General features: G+C 61.2%; 19 protein-coding genes. 12 read left to right on the top strand and 7 right to left on the bottom strand.

Going from position 1 to position 22,792, the window contains the following annotated elements; genetic code table 11:
• Window positions 1-10: 10 nt before the first annotated feature.
• From WIR04_RS16105 to WIR04_RS16095, 3 genes are all read right to left on the bottom strand, one after another.
• A complete protein-coding gene (locus tag WIR04_RS16105) occupies window positions 11-1,384 on the bottom strand; it encodes a MotA/TolQ/ExbB proton channel family protein (protein ID WP_338888257.1) in 1,374 nt (457 codons plus the stop codon).
• Window positions 1,381-2,145 (bottom strand): DUF3450 domain-containing protein, encoded by a 765-nt coding sequence (locus tag WIR04_RS16100; RefSeq protein WP_025325952.1) that lies wholly within the window; start codon window positions 2,143-2,145, stop codon window positions 1,381-1,383. Before WIR04_RS16100 ends, WIR04_RS16105 begins: the two co-directional genes overlap by 4 nt.
• Window positions 2,146-2,248: 103 nt before the next feature.
• A complete protein-coding gene (locus WIR04_RS16095; RefSeq protein WP_307765179.1) occupies window positions 2,249-4,855 on the bottom strand; it encodes a TonB-dependent receptor plug domain-containing protein in 2,607 nt (868 codons plus the stop codon).
• Between the two features lie 738 nt (window positions 4,856-5,593).
• Here WIR04_RS16095 and WIR04_RS16090 point away from each other — a divergent pair.
• The 5 genes from WIR04_RS16090 (at window position 5,594) to WIR04_RS16070 (ending at window position 11,831) form a co-directional block, all read left to right on the top strand.
• Complete coding sequence (locus tag WIR04_RS16090; RefSeq protein ID WP_025325954.1) at window positions 5,594-6,619, top strand: ABC transporter permease subunit; 1,026 nt, start codon at window positions 5,594-5,596, stop codon at window positions 6,617-6,619.
• Window positions 6,620-6,621: 2 nt separating this feature from the next.
• The gene (locus tag WIR04_RS16085) at window positions 6,622-7,665 is read left to right on the top strand and encodes an ABC transporter permease (RefSeq protein WP_338888253.1); all 1,044 of its coding nucleotides are present in this window, start codon (window positions 6,622-6,624) and stop codon (window positions 7,663-7,665) included.
• An 82-nt stretch (window positions 7,666-7,747) separates the two neighbouring features.
• Window positions 7,748-9,565: an extracellular solute-binding protein gene (locus WIR04_RS16080; protein WP_338888251.1), complete on the top strand. Its 1,818-nt coding sequence runs from the start codon at window positions 7,748-7,750 to the stop codon at window positions 9,563-9,565.
• Window positions 9,566-9,578: 13 nt separating this feature from the next.
• Window positions 9,579-10,637 (top strand): ABC transporter ATP-binding protein, encoded by a 1,059-nt coding sequence (locus WIR04_RS16075; RefSeq protein ID WP_338892607.1) that lies wholly within the window; start codon window positions 9,579-9,581, stop codon window positions 10,635-10,637.
• A 192-nt stretch (window positions 10,638-10,829) separates the two neighbouring features.
• Window positions 10,830-11,831, top strand: coding sequence for a dipeptide ABC transporter ATP-binding protein (locus WIR04_RS16070; RefSeq protein WP_338888249.1), 1,002 nt, complete (start codon window positions 10,830-10,832; stop codon window positions 11,829-11,831).
• Window positions 11,832-12,445: 614 nt separating this feature from the next.
• Here the strand turns inward: WIR04_RS16070 and WIR04_RS16065 are convergent.
• A complete protein-coding gene (locus WIR04_RS16065; protein ID WP_338888247.1) occupies window positions 12,446-13,897 on the bottom strand; it encodes an aminoacyl-histidine dipeptidase in 1,452 nt (483 codons plus the stop codon).
• A gap of 938 nt (window positions 13,898-14,835) precedes the next feature.
• Here WIR04_RS16065 and gpt point away from each other — a divergent pair.
• The 6 genes from gpt (at window position 14,836) to WIR04_RS16035 (ending at window position 20,594) form a co-directional block, all read left to right on the top strand.
• The gene (gene gpt / locus WIR04_RS16060) at window positions 14,836-15,303 is read left to right on the top strand and encodes a xanthine phosphoribosyltransferase (RefSeq protein ID WP_025325960.1); all 468 of its coding nucleotides are present in this window, start codon (window positions 14,836-14,838) and stop codon (window positions 15,301-15,303) included.
• A gap of 177 nt (window positions 15,304-15,480) precedes the next feature.
• Complete coding sequence (frsA, locus tag WIR04_RS16055; protein WP_338888244.1) at window positions 15,481-16,749, top strand: esterase FrsA; 1,269 nt, start codon at window positions 15,481-15,483, stop codon at window positions 16,747-16,749.
• Between the two features lie 62 nt (window positions 16,750-16,811).
• Window positions 16,812-17,204 carry a sigma factor-binding protein Crl gene (gene crl / locus WIR04_RS16050; protein WP_025325962.1) on the top strand — a complete coding sequence of 131 codons (393 nt, stop codon included), beginning with the start codon at window positions 16,812-16,814 and terminating at the stop codon, window positions 17,202-17,204.
• Window positions 17,205-17,338: 134 nt separating this feature from the next.
• Window positions 17,339-18,442 carry a glutamate 5-kinase gene (gene proB / locus WIR04_RS16045; RefSeq protein WP_338888242.1) on the top strand — a complete coding sequence of 368 codons (1,104 nt, stop codon included), beginning with the start codon at window positions 17,339-17,341 and terminating at the stop codon, window positions 18,440-18,442.
• Window positions 18,443-18,554: 112 nt separating this feature from the next.
• On the top strand, window positions 18,555-19,808 hold the full coding sequence (locus tag WIR04_RS16040; RefSeq protein WP_307765174.1) for a glutamate-5-semialdehyde dehydrogenase: 1,254 nt from the start codon (window positions 18,555-18,557) through the stop codon (window positions 19,806-19,808).
• 150 nt (window positions 19,809-19,958) lie between these two features.
• A complete protein-coding gene (locus WIR04_RS16035; protein ID WP_025325965.1) occupies window positions 19,959-20,594 on the top strand; it encodes a murein L,D-transpeptidase catalytic domain family protein in 636 nt (211 codons plus the stop codon).
• A gap of 57 nt (window positions 20,595-20,651) precedes the next feature.
• On the opposite strand, the gene WIR04_RS16030 is transcribed toward WIR04_RS16035, so the two are convergent.
• The gene (locus WIR04_RS16030) at window positions 20,652-21,083 is read right to left on the bottom strand and encodes a universal stress protein (RefSeq protein WP_025325966.1); all 432 of its coding nucleotides are present in this window, start codon (window positions 21,081-21,083) and stop codon (window positions 20,652-20,654) included.
• 195 nt (window positions 21,084-21,278) lie between these two features.
• Between WIR04_RS16030 and WIR04_RS16025 the strand changes: the two genes are divergently transcribed.
• Complete coding sequence (locus tag WIR04_RS16025) at window positions 21,279-22,031, top strand: hypothetical protein (RefSeq protein ID WP_338888236.1); 753 nt, start codon at window positions 21,279-21,281, stop codon at window positions 22,029-22,031.
• 34 nt (window positions 22,032-22,065) lie between these two features.
• On the opposite strand, the gene WIR04_RS16020 is transcribed toward WIR04_RS16025, so the two are convergent.
• Both WIR04_RS16020 and WIR04_RS16015 read right to left on the bottom strand, forming a co-directional pair.
• Window positions 22,066-22,155 carry an RNA methyltransferase gene (locus WIR04_RS16020; protein ID WP_420883428.1) on the bottom strand — a complete coding sequence of 30 codons (90 nt, stop codon included), beginning with the start codon at window positions 22,153-22,155 and terminating at the stop codon, window positions 22,066-22,068.
• A 73-nt stretch (window positions 22,156-22,228) separates the two neighbouring features.
• Window positions 22,229-22,732, bottom strand: a complete 504-nt coding sequence (locus tag WIR04_RS16015) for an RNA methyltransferase (protein ID WP_338888234.1) — start codon at window positions 22,730-22,732, stop codon at window positions 22,229-22,231.
• Window positions 22,733-22,792: the final 60 nt, after the last annotated feature.

Below are 22,792 nucleotides of genomic sequence, written 5' to 3'. Positions count from 1 at the left end.
GGGTGACTCCTTAGGCTGCGGCTTTGGCGGCGTGCAGACGTTCCTGATAACGGGCGACGAAACCGGCGCTCTGCTCTTCCAGCACCTGGATCAGACGACGGCTCTGGGTCTGCACTATGGTGTAGAGGAACAGCATGGGCACGGCGACCACCAGACCCTGCATGGTGGTGACCAGGGCCTCGGAGATGCCGCCCGCCATCAGCTTGGGATCGCCGGTACCGAACAATGTGATGGCCTGGAAAGTGGCTATCATCCCCACTACGGTACCCAGCAGACCCAGCAGCGGCGCCACAGAGGCGATCAGCTTGATGATGCTGATGCCCTTCTCGAACTTGGGCACGTTGCGCAGGATGATCTCGTCCAGCTTGGATTCCAGATCCTCTATGTTGTCACCGCGGTGATCCTGGTAGGCCACCAGCATCTCGCCGATGGGGTTGCCCTTGATGACCTGCTCGGATTTCAGCTGCTTGCGCATGGAGCTGCCGATCATCGACAGACGCAGGCCGCAGAAGATGGCCAGCAGGGTGCCGAGCACGCCGAGCACCATGATGACGTAACCTACCTCACCCCCCTGATCGACGCGCTCCTTGAAGGTTGGCGACTGCACCAGCAGGGAGAGGATCACCCCGCGTGACGGATCGATGAAGATGGGTTCGACGGCGCCGTTGCCCTGTTCAAAGCGGGCGACGGGCTCCAGCACTGCGTTGTCCGGCTGGCGGGAGAGCTGCTCGAACTTGCCGGTCTCAGGCACGAAGGTGAGGTACTTACCCTCGGAGACGGTGTTGAACTCGCCTATCTGGGTCACCGTCTTCTCGGCCTGGTTGCCCTCGCCGTAGACCACGGTCGCCGGGATCTGGCTCACCTTGCCACCGTCCACCATGCGGCTGAGGGTGGTGGTCCAGAAGGCGGTCAGGTCGTCGCTGGAGGGGAGCTCCTTGCTCTCCGCCAGGCGGGTCAGCAGCGCCGCCTGCTCCGGGTGCTCGACCCGGCGGGCGGAGGCGTTGAAGATCCCCTTGAACTCGCCGGCGAACTGGCGCAGCACGCCGAACATCTCGCCCATGTTGCCGGAGCGCTGGCGCAGGGTCTCGGTAAGCTCGGTGAGCTGCTTGTCGTTGGCATCGAAGGTGGCCTTGAGCTGCTCGCCCTTGGCGGTCTCGGCGGCCAGTTCCGCCTTGGCCTTGGCCAGCAGGGCCCCTTGCTCGTTCTTGTCAGCCAGGAAGCGGGCCTCCCGCTCCTTGTTGAGCTGGGATTCGCTGGTGCTGGCGGCCTTGACCTGGCTCAGCAGGGCATTGAGATCCACCGGCTTCTCGGCGGCGGTCACCGGCAGGGTGATCAGGGTGGCTCCCGCTATCAGGGAGGCAATGGCGACTTTGATTCCTTTCATGATGCTTTCTCCGCAGTTTGAACCGGCAGCTTGATGAGGGCGGGAGGCGCCTGCTTCTTGGCGATGCGAAGGCCCTGTTCCACCGCGCTGCGATACTCCTGGGGCAGCTCTTCCCACTGACGGGTCTTCTTGTTCCACATGCCGGTCTCGTTGCCGTCCGGGGACTGGTAGAGCAGGGCGATGCGGCCGACGCGCAGAAACTCGTAGGTCTTCTCGCCGCCGTCCTTGTCCAGGCTCGCCTTGTAGGACTCTATGGTGCGGCTGAAGCCCTCCTCGATCTGGTAGGCCTCCAGGATCTTGCGGTACTTCTCGGAGATGGTGACGTCGGCCCGGTTCATCAGGTCGGTCAGGGCCGCCACGCGGTCCTCCCGCTCAACCTTCTGGAACGGCAAGTCCAGGGCGACGAACTGATCGAGGGAGTCGATCATCTTGAGCATCAGGGGCACCACCTCGGTGCTGGTCTGATCGATCTGGGCTATCTGGCGCTGCATCGAGGCCAGCTCGGTGGCCTGGGAGTCGACCATCTTGCCCACTTGCTCGTTGTAGGTGCGCAGGCTGTCGACCTGACGCAGGGCGGCCTTGTACTGGGCCAGGGCAGACTCGGCAGACTCGGCGTAGCTGTCGATCTTCTGCTGGGACACTTTGGAGGCATTGTCGGTGGCGGCTTGAGCGTCCACTGCCTGACCGGCAGAGGCGGCACTCAGATTGAAGCTGGTCAGCAGGGCAGCCGAAACCAGGCTGCCGAGGAGCGCTTTCTTCATTGTAATAGTCCTTGTTTTCATAGGATTACCCTATCTCCGTGACTTCCTTGGGGCATGGGGCAGAGCCGGCCCGAGGGGGCCGGCTTGTCACTTGCTTGGTGGATCAGAACTTCTGAGCGTAGTCGAGGTAGTAGATGCGACCGTCGATGCTGTAGAGCTCGTCGTCATAGGTGAAGCCATCGCTCTCGAGGGACGGGCCCGCGTTGAACATGTTCTTCACCCCGACCTGGATCTTGCCGTTCCAGGGCGCATCCACCCCGACGTTCAGGTTCCAGGTGGTCTGGGACGCGATGTGGCCCACTTCCTCACCGGTGTCGGCGATGTAGTCCTGGCTCTGGGAGTCGATGTAGTTCGCGCTCAGGTAGGTATCCATGTTCCACCACTGGGGTACGTTGACACCCACGCCGGTGCTGAAGCGCATCTGGGGCAGACCGTTCTGGCCGATCTTGTCGATGACGGGGCCACCGGCGTACAGGCCTTCCTTGTACTCCAGGATGTAGGTGCCGCCCAGGTCATAGCGGATGGTGGCGGAGTTCAGGTCGTAGCGGTAATCTAGCTTGAGATCCAGACCGCTGGTGTTCAGGGTCCCCAGGTTGACCATGGGGGCGATGGCGCTGCTGATCTTGCCCTGGCTGTTGCGGACTATGTTGCTGGAGCCCCCGTTGTTCAGCTCGTCATAGATGACGGACTGCAGGGAGTTCAGCTGGATCACGTCCTCGATCTTGATGGTGTAGTAGTCCAGGGAGAGGTTCAGGTCATCCAGCGGACTGTAGGCCACCCCGAAGTTCCAGGTGTCCGCCGTCTCTTCCTTCAGCTCCTCGTTGGCGGTGCGGGTGGTGGTGTACTGACGGTTCGGGCAGTCTGCCGCCGAGATGCCGTTGGCCTCGCAGTAGACATAGTCCTTGGCCCAGTCAGCGGACTCCGAATCTGCCGCGTAGAGATCGCTCAGGCTGGGGGCGCGGAAGGAGCGTGACCAGGAGGTGCGCAGCATCAGGTTGTCCAGCGGCTGGTAGCGCAGGCTCGCCTTGGGGGAGAAGGCGCTGCCGAAGTCGCTGTAATCATCGAAGCGACCGGCCAGGTTCAGCTCGATCTGCTCGGTGATAGGCACCAGGGACTCGACGTAGGCGGCGGTCACGTCACGCACCCCGCCGGAGGAGTTGCCCGCGGAGCCGATGATGTTGCCAGCCTCGGACTGGGCATCGTACTTGTCGGCATAGACCCAGTCGTTGTACTCGGCGCCCGCATACCAGCTGACCGGGCCGGCCGGCAGCTCACCCATGTCCCACTGCACGCCGGCGTACCACTGGTAGAAGTCCATGGTGGAGCGGCGGCTGGTGTCGGCGGTCATGGCGGCAGTGCTCTTGGGATCGAACTCGCCCCCGACGAACTTGCCGTCGGCGATGGCCTGCTGGGCGGCGGATTTGAGCACGTAACCGGTGCCGTTCTCCTTGTTGTCGGTCTTGGAGTACATGTAACCGGCATTCCACTGCATGTCGCCCACGGATTCTGTGGTGACGGTACCCTCGAAGCCAAGGTTCAGGCTGCCGGTCATGTCGGTGACATAGTTGTCACGGGGGCCGACGTTGGTGAAGCGGTAGTAGGCGTAGGCGGCCTCGCCCAGCCCCTGGGTGGCGGCGGCATCCAGGCCGTTGTCGGTGAAGAACTGGGCATTTTTCGGGTTGGCCGGGTCTATGGTGAAGGCGCCGGCGGCGGGGGCGAAGCGGCCGAAGCTCTCGACCCTGGAGCCGATGATCTGCGGCACGAAGTCCACGGTGTCGTTGATGTGGTAGCGACCGTTCACGTAGAGGGTGTCACGGCTGCGGGAAGCTGTGGTAGCCGCGACCTGACCGTAGTTGAAGTTGCAGCCGCCCTCGAAGCCGACGAAGGGCTCCTTGCAACTGCCGTCCGCATTGGTGGCGCCGGCCAGGGGACCGTATTTCCAGATGGGATCGCCGTTGGCGTCGAGGCCGGTGATCCCCTCCACGTTGCGGCCGTAGGGGCTGGGGGCATCGTTGCCCTGCTTGGCCAGATAGTCGCGATCACGGCTGTAGATGACGTCCTTCTTGTCGTGCTCGTAGACCGCCATCAGCGAACCCTTCTCGCCATTGACGCCCGCCACGACGGAGCCGCTCTTCTCGTCGCCACCTTCTTCGGTCGGCGAGCCGAGACGGCCCTGGAAGGTCAGGCCCTCATAGCCCTCTTTGAGCACCACGTTGATGACACCGCCGATGGCGTCGGAACCATAGATGGCCGAGCCGCCGTCCAGGTTGACTTCCACCCGCTCAACGGCGGCCATGGGGATGGTGTTGAGGTTGATGGAGGTGCCACCCATGGTGGGGGAGCCCGCCACCCGTTTGCCGTTCAGCAAGACCAGGGTGCGCTCCGAGCCCAGGCCGCGCAGGCCGACGGTGGATTGGGACTGGAAGGAGCTGCCGGAAGCCGGGGAGACGCCACCGAAGGAGTTGTAAGAGGCCTGCTTGAGGTAATCGGCGACGGTCTGTTGACCGGACTGCTCGATTTTTGCCTTGGTGACGGAGACGACAGGGGTGGAGCCTTCCACATCGACCCGGGAGATCCGCGAGCCGGTGACCTTGATTTTTTGCAGTTTTTCGACGTTCTGGCCCTCTTCGGCCAGGACAGGGGTGGCCACAACTGCCGCGCTCGCCAAGGCAAACGCTACGGCAGCAGAGAGTCTGCTTTTCCTAAGCATCGTTAGTATCCTTCCTGATTGTTTTTTTGTTTGCTTCCCTTACCGCCCTCGTTGGAGCGGTGCGTAAGGCTTATCAAGGTTTGATGATTGACGTCAAATGGAGCGGCGAGGATGGGGATGAAGCAGGGAATCAGATGACTATCCATGAGTGATGGATTGTTTTTGGCGTTTTATTCCGAAAATAACAACAAAGATTGTGTAAAGATGTTGTTAAATTCGATCTTTGCAATTTTATTTATTATTTTTGAACTTATCGATAACTCGCCTGTCTCGCCAGGTTCAATATCGTTAATCAATACTTTCTCAGTATATTCATCTGCCTTTCTGCGGGAGGCGGTTTTGAGCTGGTCTGATCTCAATGGATATATCTCTCTTCTTCTACGGGTAAAATAAGGAGGGCGGTGATTGGTTTTTATCTTATTGTTTTTATTGTTTTTTTAGATTTCTTAAACGGATGTGTAATTAATTTTTGAATAATTAAAAACAAGTTAAATGAAAGGGCGTAGCAGTTTTTTATATTGAAGTTGGATTTTTTGAAAAAAACATCGGTGAGTTATGCTGCTGACGTCACTGACGATCGATGGGCTTAGTTCTACTTGATTTTTGTTGCAGAGCTTTTACAGTGGCCGAGCGGGATTGTCTGCCAATACCAGTCAATTCAGTGAGTAATGCCAGGAAGCATAGGCCGGTCACCGGATGTGACTGACCATAAAAGAACAACAAGGACGAGGTTCCACCATGCTGTCGTATTTCTTACGTCGGATGCTTCTGATCATCCCGACGTTTCTCGGTATCACCCTGCTCGTCTTCACCATCACCCGCTTCGTGCCGGGCGGCCCGGTCGAGCGCATGTTGCTGCAGGCGCAGGTCTCACAGAACGAGACCGGTCGCTCCAGCGGCAGCAAGGGAGCACAGGCACTCTCCGATGAGCAGATCGAGGAGCTCAAGGCCTTTTACGGCCTCGACAAGCCCATGCTGATCGCCTATTGGGAGTGGCTGCAGAAGCTGGCGGTGCTGGATCTCGGCGAGTCGACCCGCTACTACGAGCCGGTGTGGGATCTCATCAAGGAGCGCTTGCCGGTGACCGCCTTCTTCGGGCTGGCGACCTTCCTGCTGAGTTACGCCGTCTCCATACCGCTCGGGGTGGCCAAGGCCCTCAGGCACAACAGCCGCTTCGATTCCCTGAGCTCCATGCTCATCTACATGGCCTATGCCCTGCCCGCCTACGTGGTGGGGATCTTCCTCATCACGGTATTTGCCTTCCATCTGGAGTGGCTGCCCATGGGGGGCTTCCCGGGGGACGAGTTCGATTCCATGGAGAGCAGCTGGGATCAGATCCGCACCCTCTTCGCCCATGCCCTGCTGCCGCTCATCGCCTACGCCATCGGGGATTTCGCCATCCTCACCATGACCATGAAGAACAGCCTGATGGAGAACCTGTCGGCGGATTACGTGCGCACCGCCGTGGCCAAGGGGTTGCCGTTTCGCAAGGCGGTCACCGACCACGCCATGCGCAACAGCCTGATCCCCATCGCCAGTCACCTGGGGTCGGTGCTCACCGTCTTCTTCGGCGGCTCCTTCCTCATCGAGACCATCTTCAACATCGACGGCATAGGTCTGCTCGGCTACGAGGCCATCGTCGAGCGGGACTACCCCACCGTCATGGGTATCCTGGCCATCACCTCCATGCTGATGCTGGTGGGCAATATCGTCTCCGATATCTGTGTGGCCCTCGTTGACCCCCGCGTACGGTTTGGAGACTGAGCATGAACCTGAACCCGGTAACGCTGAAAAAACTCAAGCGCTTCAAGTCCATCAAGCGCGGTTACTACTCCTTTGTCATCTTCACGGCCCTGGTGGTTATCTCCCTGCTGGCGGAACTGCTGGTCAACAGCCGGGCGCTGGCGGTGAGCTATCAGGGAGAGCTCTACTTCCCCACCTATGGTGACGTGATCCCGGGCCGGCACTTCGGGCTCGATTACGAGTACGAGACCAACTACCGCCAGCTGCAAGCCCGCTTCGCAGAAGCGGGAAAAGGGGACTGGGTGCTGCTGCCCCTGGTGCCCTGGAACCCCTATGAGCAGGACTTCAAGGAGGAGGCTTATCCGCCTTATGCCCCCAGCCTCACGGAGCGCCACTTCCTCGGCACCGACACCAGCGGTCGCGACGTGCTGGCGCGACTGGTCTACGGTTTTCGCATCGCCATCGGCTTTGCCTTCATCACTCTGGTGGCGAGCTATGTCATCGGGGTCAGCATAGGCTGCATGATGGGCTTTCTCGGTGGGCGTTTTGACCTCATCTTGCAGCGCTTTATCGAGATCTGGTCCCAGGTGCCCTTCCTCTACGTCATCATGATACTGGTGTCACTGGCCAAGCCAAACTTCGGCCTCTTCGTGGGGATCAACGTGCTGTTCGGCTGGATGGGGATCACCTGGTACATGCGTACCCTCACCTACAAGGAGCGGGCGCGGGACTACGTGATGGCGGCGAGGGCCCAGGGGGCGACCACGAGGCGGATCATCTTCAACCACATACTGCCCAATACCCTGATGATGATCGTCACCCTGGCGCCCTTCGCCGTGGTGGGCAACATCTCCACCCTGACGGCGCTGGACTACCTGGGCTTCGGCCTGGCCCCGCCTACCCCGAGCTGGGGAGAGTTGCTCTCGCAAGGGATCAACAACCTGGATGCCATCTGGATAGTGAGCTCCGTGGTGGCGGCGGTGAGCCTGGTGCTGATCATGGTCTCCTTCATCGGCGAGGCGATCCGCGAGGCGTTCGATCCGCGCAAATTTACCCGTTATCAGTGACCCGGGGCGCGCCTCAGGGCCCTGGGTATCCAACCCTTAATTGAGACGCCCCCGGTGCAGGGGCATGACATGGAAGTCAAACATGAAGAATAAAATCAAATGGATAGGTGCTCTCTTCGTGCTGGTGAACGGATCCTGGGTGTGGGCCGCCAGCCTGCCCGCGGATCTCAAGTGGGAGACCAACGACACAGACCCTGTGTTTGCCTCTCCCAAGGCACTGCCCGGCGGCACCCTCAACCTCTTCATCGACAGCTTTCCGCTGACGTTTCGCACCGTGGGGCCCGACTCCAACGGTTCGTTCCGCTCCTTCATCCTGGACAACCAGCTGAGGCTCATCAGTTTCCACCCCAACACCGGCAACCCCATTCCCTCGCTGGCGATCGCCTGGGCCATAGCACCGGACAGCCAGACCGTCTATTTCAAGCTGGATCCCCGCGCCAAATGGTCTGACGGCAAGCCCGTCACCGCCGACGACTACACCTTCGGCTACGAGATGATGCGCTCCAAGGACATCAAGGGCCCCTGGTTCAACAACTACTACACCACAGAGGTGGTGGCGGTGGAGAAGATTGACGATCACACCATCCTGGTGAAGGCGGGCAGCCGCAAGGCCAGGCTGGACCTGCTCAACACCACGGAGCTCTGGCCCCAGCCGAAGCACTACTACAAGATGGGCCCGAACTGGGTGAAGCAGTACAACTGGGCGGTGGTGCCGACCACTGGCCCCTATGTGATGAGCGAGGTGAAGAAGGGCAAGTCCATCACCTTCAGCAAGCAGCAGAACTGGTGGGCCCAGAACGATCGTTACAACCAGCACAGATTCAATATCGACCGCATCAAGGTGCAGGTGATCCGGGATCACAACATAGCGTTTCGCCACTTCCTGAAGGGGGAGCTGGACACCTTCGAGATGATACTGCCCAACTGGTGGCATGAAAAAGCGGTCACCCCGGAATACAAGAAGGGCTATGTGCAGAAGGTGATGGCGATGACCGACACCAAGCAGGGGGGGCAGGGGGTGCACCTCAATGTGGCCAATCCCAAGCTGGCGGACGTGAATGTGCGGCTCGGCATCCAGCACGCCATGAACCTGGACAAGATGATAGCGACAGTGCTGCACGGCGACTACGACAGGGCCACCACCTTCGGCTCGGGCTTTGGCGAATTCACCGACATCAAGCTGCCGGAGCGGGCCTATGACATCACCAAGGCGCGGGAGCATTTCGCCAAGGGGGGCTACAACAAGCCGGGGCCGGACGGCATCCTGCAAAACGACAAGGGGGAACGACTGACCCTGGCCCTCACCTACACCAGCCAGGAGCACTCCAAACGGCTGACGGTGCTGAAAGAAGAGGCCAAGAAGGCGGGCCTGGATCTGGAGCTCAACCTGGTGGATGGCGCCACCGGCTTCAAGGTGATGTTGGAGAAAAAACACGAGGCGGCCTGGCTCGGCTGGGGTGGCGGCGGTCTCTATCCGCAATATTGGGAGTCGTTCCACTCGGCCAACGCCAACAAGCCCCAGACCAACAACCTGTTCAACGTGGCCGACAAGGAGCTGGACGCCCTGATCGACGCCTACAACGTCGAATTCGACATGACCAAGCGGGCCGAGATCTCCCGCCAGATCCAGCAGCGCATCTATGACCTCGCCATCTTCGTGCCCGGGGTGCAGCTCAACTACGTGCGGGCCAGCAGCTGGCGCCACGTGATGCTGCCGGAAGTGCCTGCCACCCGTAACACCCCGGATCTGCTCTACTGGCCCATGGATGGCTACCCCCACAGCAGTGGCGGCCTGCTCTGGCTCGACCCCAAGGTGCAGGAAGAGACCCGGAAGGCCAAGGAAGCGGGTGAGTTGCTCGCTCCCATCACCCTGATCGACAAGACCTATGCGCATCATTGAGAAGGGGGAGGCGATGGCAGAGACAGATGCCCCCATCCTCGACGTCCGAGACAATGGGGGGACGTTCACCGCTGATAACGGTCGGGGCAGGGCTCCCATCCTGGAGGTGCGGGATCTCGAGGTGGAGTTTGCGGTTGACGACGGCAAGATCAAGGTGCTCGACGGGGTCAGCTTCCAGGTCGCTCCGGGCCAGACCCTAGGGATCGTCGGCGAGTCCGGCTGCGGCAAGAGCGTCACCTCGCTCGCCATCATGGGGCTGCTGCCCAGGCCCCACGGTCAGGTGGTGGCGGGTTCCATCCGCTTTCAGGGGGAGGAGCTGCTCGCCATGGCGCCGGATCAGATGTACAAGGTGCGCGGCAACCGCATCTCCATGATCTTCCAGGAGCCGATGACGGCGCTCAATCCGGTGCAGACCGTGGGGGATCAGCTGATGGAGGTGTTCAGCCTGCACAGGCCCGATTTCAGCAAGGCGCAGCGCCGGGAGGCCGCCATCGCCATGCTGCAGAAGGTGGGGATCCCGGAGCCGTCCCAGCGCTTCGCCGTCTATCCCCACAACCTCTCTGGCGGCATGCGCCAGAGGGTGATGATAGCCATGGCGCTCGCCTGCGAGCCGGATTTGCTCATCTGCGACGAGCCGACCACGGCGCTGGATGTCACCATCCAGGCCCAGATCCTGGATCTGATGAAGGCGCTGCAAGCCCAGACCGGCATGGCCATCATCTTCATCACCCACGATCTTGGGGTGGTGGCGGAGCTGTGCGACGAGGTGGTGGTGATGTATGCGGGCCGCGCTGTGGAGCGGGCCGATATCTTCGAGCTGTTTGACCACCCGCGCCATCCCTATACTCATGGTCTGATGGCCTCGATCCCGCGCCTCGAAGACGTGCCAAAAAGCCTGCTCAAGACCATCAAGGGCCAGGTGCCCGCCCTGCACGAGATGCCAGCGGGCTGCCGCTTCTCCAACCGTTGTCCCCACGCCACCGATCTCTGCGTGGGCACCATACCGGTGACCGAGCAGCTGAGCGAGCGCCACGCCGTGGCCTGCCACCACTGGAAGGAGTTGAGCATATGAGCGTCTTGTTGTCGGTACGGGAGTTGAAACAGCACTTCAGCAATAGGGAAGAGGCCAGGCTGCCTCTTCACCTCGATGGACGGGAGCGGCGGCGATGAGCACCTCGTTGTCGGTAAGGGAGTTGAAACAGCACTTCAGCAACAGGGAGGGGGCCAGGTCGCCTCTTCATTTGGATGGATGGGAGCGGCGGCGATGAGCGTCTTGTTGTCGGTAAGGGAGTTGAAGCAGCATTTCAAGATGGGTGGCGGCTTTTTGCGCAAACCCTACACCGTCTATGCGGTGGATGGCATCAGCTTCGATCTCAAGCAGGGGGAGACGCTGGGGCTGGTGGGGGAGTCCGGCTGTGGCAAGTCAACCCTGGGTCGCTCCCTGCTCAAGCTGTTTGAGCCCACGGCGGGGCAGATAAGCTTCGAGGGGCGCGACATCACCCGGTTGTCACCCGGGGAGATGCGATCCCTGCGCCAGGAGATGCAGATAGTGTTTCAGGATCCTGCAGAATCCCTCAACGGTCGCCACACGGTGGGGCAGATCCTGGAAGAGCCCTTCATCATCCACGGTAAAGGCAATACGGAGCAGCGACGCGGCTGGGTGCTGGAGCTGCTGGACAAGGTGGGCCTGCCGAAGAGTGCGGTGGATCGCTATCCTCACGAGTTTTCCGGCGGTCAGCGCCAGCGCATCGGCATTGCCCGCGCCATCGCCCTCAAGCCCAGACTGCTGGTGTGTGACGAGGCGGTGTCGGCGCTTGACGTCTCGGTGCAGTCCCAGATAGTGAACCTGCTGCTCACCCTGCAGCGGGAGATGAATCTGGCCATCATCTTCATCGCCCACGATCTCTCTGTGGTCAAACACATCTCGGACAGGATTGCGGTCATGTACTTGGGCAGGATCGTCGAGCTGGCCGAGGCTCAGCAACTCTACCTGAACCCGCGCCACCCCTATACCCAGGCGCTGATCTCGGCCATCCCGGTACCGGATCCCCGCAGGCGCAACCAGCGGATCCTGCTGACGGGGGACGTGCCCTCGCCCATCTCTCCCCCGAGCGGCTGCCATTTCCATCAGCGCTGCCCCTATGCCACAGCGCTGTGCCGCGGCACCTCGCCGAGTCTGGAGCCTTGTGGCACAGAGGCCCATCAGGTGGCCTGCCACTTCCCCTTGTCCGTGGTGGAGGCGGCGCCGCTGGGAAAGGCGGTCTGATGCCGGCGTCCGCTTCGCCAGGGCCGGTATCACAGCAAGGTGGCGTCGGGGACGAGCAATAAAAAATGGGGCCTGTGGGCCCCATCTTCATGGTTGGAGTTCAGGTTTGGCCGTGGAACATCTGGCCCGGGCAGGACAGCGCCCCGAGGGGGTGGCTGTGGTGTGAATTGCTGAGTTGTTTTGTGGTTTTATTACGTTACTAATTTCTACTTCCGGGCGAATGACATCAGGCGCCATAGCGGAAGTAGTAGTTGCGAGTCGAAGGCGCATAAGTGTCTTTCTCTTGTGTGCCTTTCTTGCTGGATGCACCCTTCAGGTGGAACAGCACTGCCAGGTTCTCAAACATAGTCTTACCTCTTCGCTCTGTTGATTATTGCTTCCTGTGACCTTGGTCACAATTTGATGCTAGAGGCTTTTGTGATCTCGATCAACTTATTGTGTTGTAAATTTACATAAATCATGGAAAAGGTTTTCAAATCCAGGGTTACTTATGGATACGATTTCAAGGGGGAGCAGCAGGAGCAGTGAAGGGGGCAACGCAGGGAAAAGAGGGGCACAGCCCCAATGACATGCCCCGCACTGGGCGGGGCATGGAGTGGCATGGAAGGCCGTGCTTACTTGGCCGGGATCTGTTCCAGCACGTGGACCAGCAGTTGCCAGAAGCGCTCGACCGCTGGGATATGAACCCGCTCGTCCGGTGAGTGGGCGCCGCGTATGGTCGGGCCGAAGGAGACCATGTCCCAATCCGGGTAGGCGCTCTTGAACAGACCGCACTCGAGACCGGCGTGGATCACCATGACGTTCGGCATCTCGCCGAACAGGGTCTGGTAGCTGTTGCGCACCAGGGCCATGACGGGGGAGTCCACGTTCGGTGCCCAGCCTGGGTAGGCGCCGGTGAATTCACAGCTGGCACCCGCCAGGCTGAACAGGGAGCGGGTCATCTGCTCGACGCTCTCGCGACCCGAGTCGATGAGGGAGCGGATCAGGCACTGCACATAGACCTCACCCTCGAGGGTCTTGATGACCCCAAGGTTGGTGGAGGTCTCGGTGACGCCCGGGATGGCGTCGCTCATGCGCATCACCCCGTTGGGGCAGGCCATCAGGGCATCCAGCAGGCGGGTCTGGAGGGATTCGCTCATCAGCTTGGCGGGCATGTCCCGGCCGCTCAGCAGCACGGTCAGGTTCGCCTCGGTGGCGGCCAGCTCGCTCTGATAGATGCCGGCGTAGCGGTCAACCAGGGCTTTGAACTCACTGACGCTGGCGGTGGGCACCAGCAGGGTGGCGCGGGCTTCGCGGGGGATGGCGTTGCGCAGGGTACCGCCGCTTATCTCGGCCAGACGCACCCCCAGCGGCTCGGCGGCCTTGAGCAGGCGCACCAGCAGCTTGTTGGCGTTGCCACGACCGCGGTGGATGTCGACCCCGGAGTGACCGCCACGCAGCCCCTTCACCTGCAGCTCGAAGCTTTCGCCTTCAGTGGCGGCAACCAGCTCCAGCGGGAAGCGGATATTGGCATCCACGCCACCGGCGCAGCCCATGTAGACCTCGCCATCCTCTTCGGAGTCGGTGTTGAGCAGGATCTCGCCCTCCAGCCAACCCGCTTCCAGGCCGAAGGCGCCTGTCATGCCGGTCTCTTCGTCCGTGGTCAGCAGCACTTCCAGCGGACCGTGCTTGATGGTCTTGTCCGCCAGCACGGCCAGGCAGCCTGCCATGCCCATGCCGTTGTCGGCCCCGAGGGTGGTGCCACGGGCGGTGACCCATTCACCGTCGATGTAGGCATCGATGGGATCCTGAGTGAAGTCGTGCCGGGTGTCGGCATTGGCCTGGGGCACCATGTCGATGTGGGCCTGCAGCACCACGGCCTTGCGGTTTTCCATGCCCGGGGTGGCCGGTTTCTTGATGATGATGTTGCCCACGGCGTCTTGCTTGACCGCCAGGCCTTCCCCCCGGGCCCACTGCACTATCCAGGCGCTCAACTTGGCCTCGTGCTTGGAGGGGTGGGGAATGGAGCAGATCTGCTCGAAGAATTGCCAAATCAATTTGGGAGACAGAGAACTAAGCTGTGCCACGTCGGGACTCCTTACCAGCACGGAAATGGACAGGGCCCGGTGGGCCGCAGAAGAGGGTAACGATAATACAGTCAATCACACAAAAATGTGAGCGATCTGCGCAAATTGCGGTCTGCTTGTGCTGATAAAGGGAGCCTGAATGGCGAACATGACTGCCTTGCCCATGGTTACCAGCAGAAGATGAAATTCGTGACGTGCATCACAAAAATATTGTCTTTTCGCCGCCGGGTGGTAAATTAGCCGCCGTGGGTCAACCACTTGTCAGGACGACAATGAATGCCTCCAGGGAACCGAAGCAAAGCAAGTGCGCCTCCACGGAACCGAGTGTCTGTTCAAGGATCTGAACCCGCATTAAAGGTACGTAACTTGTTAAGCAATCAGGAGTTCATTATGTCAGGCAGCAATTCAACCTATTGGTTTGCCCAGTCTCTCTATACCCAGGGTTTCAACTATCCGAACCCCTACGCCGGTCGTCGTTAAGACGGGCAGTCAGCCAGGCTGACAGAGAAAGCAGAAAAGCAGCAGGTGTGCGAGGGTTCCATCCTCCCCCCTGCTATTTTTTTACCCGAAATTCGAGGTTTGCTCTTCGAATGAGCACCCTGTTGATGAGGACTGGGCCCCGAGGGGAGGCCAAAAGGGCAGGAGATGGCCGACTTTTCCTGTTTTTCGCATACGTTTGCCAGTCATTTTATCTGCAAAGGGTGCTATCATACCGGCCCAACAGCTGGCCTGAGGTCTGTGTCTAGATCGAGATGGCCGCCAGCCATGCCCGTCCTGCTTTCAATGCATCTGCTTTTTGCTGCCGAGGGTTCACCCCTGAGGCCGCAAAAGTGCAAGCAAAATTCAGGAAACGGGGGCCAGAATTTACCGGATCCCGTGTGTCTGCCGGGACTCTTACGTCTTAGTGATTGCCTTTATAACTCGTTGAGATCGATAGCATGCCAAAGAAATTCTATGTGTCGTGGGATAACCTGCAACGTGAAGCGCGCCGTCTGGCCCGTCGTCAACTGCCCGTCAGCCAGTGGAAAGGGATCATCGCGGTCAGCCGTGGTGGTCTGGTGCCTGCTGCCCTGATGGCCCGTGAACTTGGCATTCGCAACGTCGAAACCCTGTGCATCTCCAGCTATGACCACAACAGCCAGCGTGAGCTGGTGGTCGTCAAGGCCGCCACCACAGCCGGTGACGGTGAAGGCTGGCTGGTAGTGGAAGATCTGGTGGATACAGGAACTACCGCCAAGGCGATCCGCGAGCTCTATCCCAAGGCCAAGTTCATCGCCATCTTCGCCAAGCCCATGGGTGAGCAATTGCTGGATGACTTCGAAGTGGCCATCCCGCAGGACACCTGGATTGAGCAGCCCTGGGACATGGCGCTGGAGTTTGCCAACCCGATCTGTGACGAAGAGTAATAGCCCCCTGCCTTGGCGAGTCGCCCGCCCCTGACTGTGGTGGGGGCGGTTTGCTCGCGCTGACGGCAAGACGGTTTCATAAGGCCCCTGTTTGGGGCCTTATGCGTTTATGATGTGGCTGCCCGCGGTGAAAAGTGGTTAAGATGGGCCATTGTTTGAGACAGAAGAGTCACCATCTTGGAACCAAACGACGATACCAACCTGACGGAAAAGCTGTTCACCCGGGTCAAAAAGGTATTGGAAACCTCCGAAATATCCAACTCCAGCCCGGTCGATGAGCAGGACAGCTCCCTGGCCGAGAGCTTCATCGACGGCGCCCTGTCGCCCCATTGGTACCGCCTGCTGCGCCGGCCGACCTGGGCCTGGCAGGGGGCGGATCCGGTAGAGGTGGAGCAGACCCTCGCCCGTATCGCCATGGGTCAGGGGGAACGCAGCCACGAGCGCTATCTGGATACCATCAAGGGTTATGTGCCCGGCAACTGGGTCTATGAGTGGAGCCAGCTGGCCGGCCGCTATTTCAATGCCGGGCGCGAGCTGGTCAGCCAGGGCGACAGCGCCGGGGCGTTGAAGAATCTGCTCAAGGCGGTGCGCTACTACTCCATCGCGAGCTACCCCCACCTCAAGAATGACGAGCTGGCGGATCAGGCCCAACTGCTCTGCAACATGGCCTACCGCGAGGCGGGCAGGCTGTTCAAGGTGCCCCTCAAGGAGCTGCAGGTCCCGTTTCGGGGCAAGACCATTCAGGGCTACCTGCACCTGCCCACCACCGACAGGCCTGTGCCCCTGGTCATCGTCAGCGGTGGCATAGACGCCCTCCAGGTCGACTTCCTCAACTTCTACTTCAAGTGCCTCGAGCCCCACGGCATCGGCATGCTGTCGCTGGACATGCCGGGAACCGGCTATGCGGAGCACTGGCCGCTGGTGCAGGACACCAGCCGCCTGCACCAGGCGGTGCTCAATCACCTCTCCGAGGTGGCCTGGGTCGATCATCAGCGCATCGCCATGGTGGGGTTCCGCCTCGCCGGCAATGTGGCGGCACGCCTCGCCTTCATCGAGCCCTTCAAGCTCAGGACAGTGGTCTGCATCGGGGCCGGCATCAATCAGGTGTTTACCAATCAGGAGATGTTTGCCCGCTGTCCGCGCATGATGCGGGACGGGCTGGCGAACCGCCTGGGGGCCGATGCCGCCCAGTGGGATCTGCTGCGCACCAAGTGCCAGGTCTTCTCCCTCAAGACCCAGGGGTTGCTGGGGAGTCGCACCTCTGTGCCCATCCTGAGCGTTGGCCACAAGCGTGACTTCATTTGTCCCGAGCAGGATGTCCGGGCCCTGGCCTCCGCCAGCCGCAATGGCAAGGCGGTGGTGTTCGACAAACAGCCTCTGCTGGAGGTGTATGACGAGGCGCTAAAAGAGACGGTAGATTGGCTGAAGAAACACTTATGTACATGATATAGAACTAAAAATGTAACATCATCATGTGATGGTATGGCTTGTTCAACAGGGAGGTTAGCATGTCAGAGAGAGTGACCTACAAGCGATTGCTGAGGCAATTCGCAGCGATTGGCCCCTATCTGCGCGAGGATCTGTGCGAGGAGGGACGCTACCGCTTCGACTGCCTTTCCGTCTGCGTCAGCGCCAAACCGGCGCCGGACAAGCGGGAGTTCTGGGGCTGGTGGCTGGTGCTGGAGCAGGAGGACCACAGCTTCCGCTATCACTATCAGGTCGGCTTCTACAATGCGGACGGGGAGTGGATCGACAAGCCGCTGCCCAAGAAGCACCAGGCCGAGGTCGAGCGTACCCTCAACCACTTCTACAAGCTCATCAGCGCCAAGCTGACCCTGCTGGAGTGCACCTTGTCTCCCGCCAAGCAGGTCACCGCCGAGCTGAATGTAACGGCGGCCTGATCCGCCCGGGCCCTGCGGTCATGGATCCGCGGGGCCTCCTTCTTTGCCATGACAGCTGTGAGGCTTAATTGCCTTGCAGGGTAACAGGGCCGTGGGTATAAAGGGATTCCTTACTTTTCTAACCCTTTGTTCCCATGGAAAACAGAACCATAGTCGTCAAATTGGGCACCAGCGTGCTCACCGGGGGATCTGCCCGTCTCAACCGTGCCCATATGGTGGAGCTGGTCAGGCAATGTGCCGCCCTGCATCGACACGGACACCGTGTCGTTCTGGTGACCTCCGGCGCCATCGCCGCCGGACGTGAGCACCTGGGACACCCTCCGCTGGCGCCGACCCTGCCCAACAAGCAGATGTTGGCGGCGGTGGGCCAGACCCAGCTCATCCGGGTATGGCAGGACCTGTTCAACCTCTACGGGCTGCACATCGGCCAGATGTTGCTGACCCGCGCCGATCTGGAGGACAGGGAGCGTTACCTCAATGCCCGCGACACCCTGCGCACCCTGCTCGATCATCGCATCATCCCCGTCATCAACGAGAACGACGCCGTGGCCACCGCCGAGATCAAGGTGGGGGACAACGATAACCTCTCCGCCCGCGCCGCCATCCTGGCGGATGCTGATCTGCTGATCCTGCTCACCGACCAGAAGGGGCTCTTTACCGCGGATCCCCGCACCAACCCGGATGCCCAGCTCATCGAAGAGGTGCAGACCATAGACGACACCCTGCGATCCCTCGCCGGTGACAGCGTCAGCGGTCTCGGGACCGGCGGCATGGCCACCAAGCTGCAGGCCGCCGACGTGGCACGCCGTGCCGGGGTCAATGTGGTGATCGCCACCGGCCAGATCCCGGAAGTGATAGGTCGCCTCGCCGCCGGCGAGCGGGTGGGCACCCTGTTCCCGGCCCTGGCCTCGCCGCTGGAAGGGCGCAAGAGCTGGATCCTGGCAGGGCCGCCCCCCCATGGGGAAGTCCATGTGGATCAGGGGGCCGTGGCCGCCATGCAGGAGAAGGGCTCCAGCCTGCTGCCCAAGGGCATAGTCGCGGTCAAGGGAGACTTCGTCCGTGGCGACGTGGTGCGGATCCTGGGCCCTCAGGGGAGCGAGCTGGCCCGCGGCATCTGCCGTTACGATCATCTGGAGCTTGAGAAGCTGCGGGGCGTACACTCGGATCAGATAGAGGCCGTGCTGGGTTACGGCTATGGCGCCGTTGCTATCCACAGAGACGATATGGTGCTGCTGTAAAGCAGCCGGCTCGATAGAACCTGCGGTCATGGCTACGGGATCATGGGCCATCCACAGAGACGACATGGTGCTGCTGTAAGCGGCACCTATGAAAGAGAAAAAGGATGACGTTATGAGTCTGGAGAAAATGGGGCAGGCGGCCCGCGAGGCTGCCTATCAGCTGGCGACCATCAGCACGGCGCAGAAAAACCGTGCGCTGGCCGCCATCGCCGATGAACTGGAGGCGCACAGTGCGCAGATCCTGGCTGCCAACGAGAAGGATATAGCGGCAGGCCGCGACGCCGGCTTGTCGGAAGCCATGCTGGATCGCCTGCTGCTCAACCCCGCCCGCCTCGCCGGCATAGTGGCGGACGTGCGCAAGGTGATCTCCCTGGATGATCCGGTCGGCGCCGAAATCGACAGCCGGGTGCTGGAGAACGGCCTGCGCCTCTCCCGCCGCCGGGTGCCCATCGGTGTCATAGGCGTCATCTACGAGGCACGTCCCAACGTCACCATCGACATCGCCAGCCTCTGCCTCAAGACCGGCAACGCCAGCATCTTGCGCGGTGGCCGCGAGACCTTCCACTCCAATCTGGAGCTGGTGCGGGTGATCCAGCGCGCCCTGGCAGCCTCGGGCTTGCCTGGGGATGCGGTGCAGTACATCGACAATCCGGACCGGGCCCTGGTGGGCGAGCTGCTGCGCCTCGACCGCTATGTGGACATGATCATTCCCCGCGGCGGTGCCGGGCTGCACAAGATGTGCAAGGAGAACAGCTCCATCCCCGTCATCATCGGCGGCTTTGGCATCAGCCACATCTTCGTGGACGAGAGCGCCGATCTGGAGCGTTCCCTGGCGGTCATCGACAACGCCAAGGTGCAGCGCCCCTCCGCCTGCAACGCCCTCGATACCCTGCTGGTCCACGAACAGATCGCCGCCCGCTTCCTGCCGCAGCTGGTCTCCCTGATGAACGAGCGCAAGGTAACCCTGGTGGGGGCCGCCAACGCCATGCCACTGCTGGCAGGGGCCGACAACCTGTGCGAGGCGGGGGCGGAAGATTTCGACACCGAATGGCTGGGGCTGACCCTGGGGATTAAGCTGGTGGCTGACGTGAACGAGGCGCTGGCCCATATGCGCGAGCACAACGCCGGCCACTCCGACGCCATCCTGACCAACGATCTGGCCAATGCGGAGCGCTTCGTCAACGGCGCCGGCTCGGCGGCTGTCTACGTCAACGCCTCCACCCGCTTCACCGACGGCGGCCAGTTTGGCCTGGGGGCGGAAGTCGCGGTCTCGACCCAGATGCTGCACGCCCGGGGCCCCATGGGGCTGACCGAGCTGACCAGCTACAAGTGGGTCGGTCAGGCGGACTATCTGATCCGTGCCTGAGCAAGGTCGTCAGCATATTGCCGTCAATGCCGACTCAGGTCGGCATTTTTGTGGTTTTTTATTGCGCACTATCAGTGGCTTGCATATAACTATCCAGCGAGACATGGCGTCATTCAGAGCGCCAGTTCAGGAAGGGGAGCGACTTCAAGGATGAAGCGACAGTATTGGATGTCGCGGCTGGCCAGCCTCTGGCTGGGGCTGCCGCTGCTGCTGGGGGCGCTCTGCTTCAGCAGCCAGGGCCACGCCAGCTGGGATCAGGATCTCTATCGCCAGCTGGGTCTGGCGGGCAAGCTGGACAAACAGGTATTCCGCAAGGCCCTGCAGGGCTATCAAGATGTGCGCCACAAGCGCAAACCCATCCTCACCATCATCGACTACAGCAAGCCCTCGACCATGCGCCGCCTCTTCGTCATCGATGTGAAGCGTCACAAGCTGCTCTACCACACCTGGGTCAGCCACGGTCGCAATTCGGGGGAGCTGGCCGCGCGCCAGTTCTCCAACCAGCTCAACTCCCGCCAGAGCTCCCTCGGGGTCTATCGCACCGCCGAGACCTATCAGGGCAAGCACGGCTACTCCCTGCGCCTGGACGGCCTGAGCCCCGGCAAGAACAGCAATGCCCGCAAGCGCGCCATCGTCGTGCACGGGGCTGACTATGCAAGCCCGAGACACCTGCAAAAATATGACAAGCTGGGCCGCAGCTGGGGTTGCCCGGCCCTGCCGCGAGAGCAGTCCAGGGCCATCATTGACACCATCAAGGGGGGCAGCGTCATCTATGCCCACGGCTGAGGGGGCATAGAGAGCAAAAAGGCCAGCATATGCTGGCCTTGGCGCATAGGGTGGCGACTATTTGCGCACCACCAGCACGGGGCAGGGGGCGTGGCGCACCACGGATTCCGCCACGCTGCCCACCAGCAGGTGGCTGATGCCGGAGCGGCCGTGGCTGCCCATGACCAGCAGATCCACCTTGTCTTCCTTCGCCTGGATCACTATCTCGTCGGCGGCGCGGCCGAAGCGCACCTCGAACTTGGCCGGGATGGGCAGGCTGGCGACCAGCTCCTTGAGCTGGCTCTTGGCCTGACGCTCCATCTCATGAGTGATCTCGATGGCGGTCATGTGCAGGATCTTGTAGCTGTCGAAACCGTGCAGCTGATCCACCACGTGGACCAGCTTGAGCTCGGCCTGATGGCTCTGGGCCATGAAGACGGCGTAGTCGAGCACGGCCTTGGACATCTCGGAAAAATCGACGGGACAGAGCAGGGATTTGATGGTTGGCATGAGAAGGCTCCCCTTGGTTAGGTCACTAATGAATCTTATGAACCATGATACCGATCGAGGGGGCAATAACCCTCGACTCGCTCGCAAAATCGGGAAAAATGTAACCAGGCAGGCTGGCTTTCTATGCTATCAGTATGCCTGAACGGGCCGTCTGGCGGTGAGTGCCTGCCGACTGTCATACCACTGAGGAAACCCATGGTTCGTCTTTTTCTGTTCTGCTGCCTGCTGCTCATCTGGCCCGTGCGGGCCGATACCCTGGATGTCTATTGCGATGACTGGCCCGGCTTCTGCCAGAAGGATGGCAAAGGGGTCTATCTGGACATAGTGCGTGCCATCTACGAGCCCGAGGGTTATGTGGTGCGCCCGCATCTGGTCCCTTACAAGCGGGCGCTGGCGGTGGTGTCGCAGAAGGGGGGGGACATGGCGATGGGGGTCTATCGGGGAGAGGTGAAGGGCGCCCATCAGCCCGATTACCCCGACTCGGCCGATCACGTGAGCGTGGTGATGCAGCGTCGCTGGTTGCCGCACTGGGACGGCGAACACAGCCTGAAGGCGCAGGAGGTGCTCTGGCTGCGGGGCTGGGCCTTCGACAAGTTCATCCCGGTGCCGATGCGCTGGTTCGAGATAGACAGCCATGAGATGGCGCTGCAATTGCTGCTCAAGGGGCGCTACCGCTACTACCTGACCGACGGCGCCCTCTACCCCAAGGAGGCCCTCCCGACCGAGCTGGCACAGGTGCACCTGCGCTGGATCCCGACCTACCCCATCTTCGCCGATAACGAGAAGGGCAGGCAGTTGCACGGGCTCTGGGATCCGGGCATGCGCACCCTGATAAGGGAGGGGACACTGGCAGGGATCTATCGGGAAAACCGGCTCTACGACGACTACCAGGACTTTATCAGGGAGCAGGAGGCGAGGGTGCGCAGGGAGGCGCCATCACAGGATTGAGGTGGCCTGCGGTTCGGCCACCTGGATCACCTTCTTACACAGCCCTCAGCTTCTTGGCCAGCCGGTCGTAGAGGATCACGTTGACCGAGGCGGCGAGGTTCATGCAGCCATTGGGTGTGGCCACGTAGATCACCTTCTTGCTCAGCCTTCAGCCTTCAGCCTTCAGCCTTCAGCCTTCAGCCTTCAGCCTTCAGCCTTCAGCTTTCAGCCCTTAGCTTCTTGGCCAGCCGATCGTAGAGGATCACATTGACCGAGGCGGCCAGGTTCATGCAACCCTGAGTCGGTACATAGACCACCTCCTTCACCGCCGCGAAGCGGGCGGGCTCCAGGGTGCCATCCTCAGGGCCGAAGATGTAGAAGGCCCGCTCGGGGTGCTCGTAGTCCGGCAGCGAGGTGGCACCCTCGATGAGATCCACCAGCACAGGGGTGCAGCCCTCGGGGACGAAGGCCAGCAGATCCTCGACCCCGAGCAGGGGGATCTTCTCCACCATCTGCTTGGTATCGGTGGCAAAACGCCGCGCCAGCTCGAAGCGTTGACCCGTGTAGTAGACCTCTTCTGCCCCGTAGCAGCCGGCGGCCCGCATCACGGCCCCCACGTTCTCCGGTGACTTGGGATTGACCAGCCCGATGGCGCAATACTCGGGGGCCGCATCCGGCTGGGCATCGACCCGCTCTGCGGCGCCGTAACCTGACTCTTTCATCTCGTTCTCCTCTGTGGCGGCGCATTATACCCCCGGTGGGCCCCTTGCCCAGCCTGTGGT

The sequence above is a fragment of the Aeromonas rivipollensis genome (genome assembly GCF_037811135.1).
In the GTDB taxonomy this organism is placed as follows: Bacteria; Pseudomonadota; Gammaproteobacteria; order Enterobacterales; family Aeromonadaceae; genus Aeromonas; species Aeromonas rivipollensis.
Note: the sequence above shows the minus strand (reverse complement) of the source record. Positions and strands in the feature narration are given on the sequence as shown.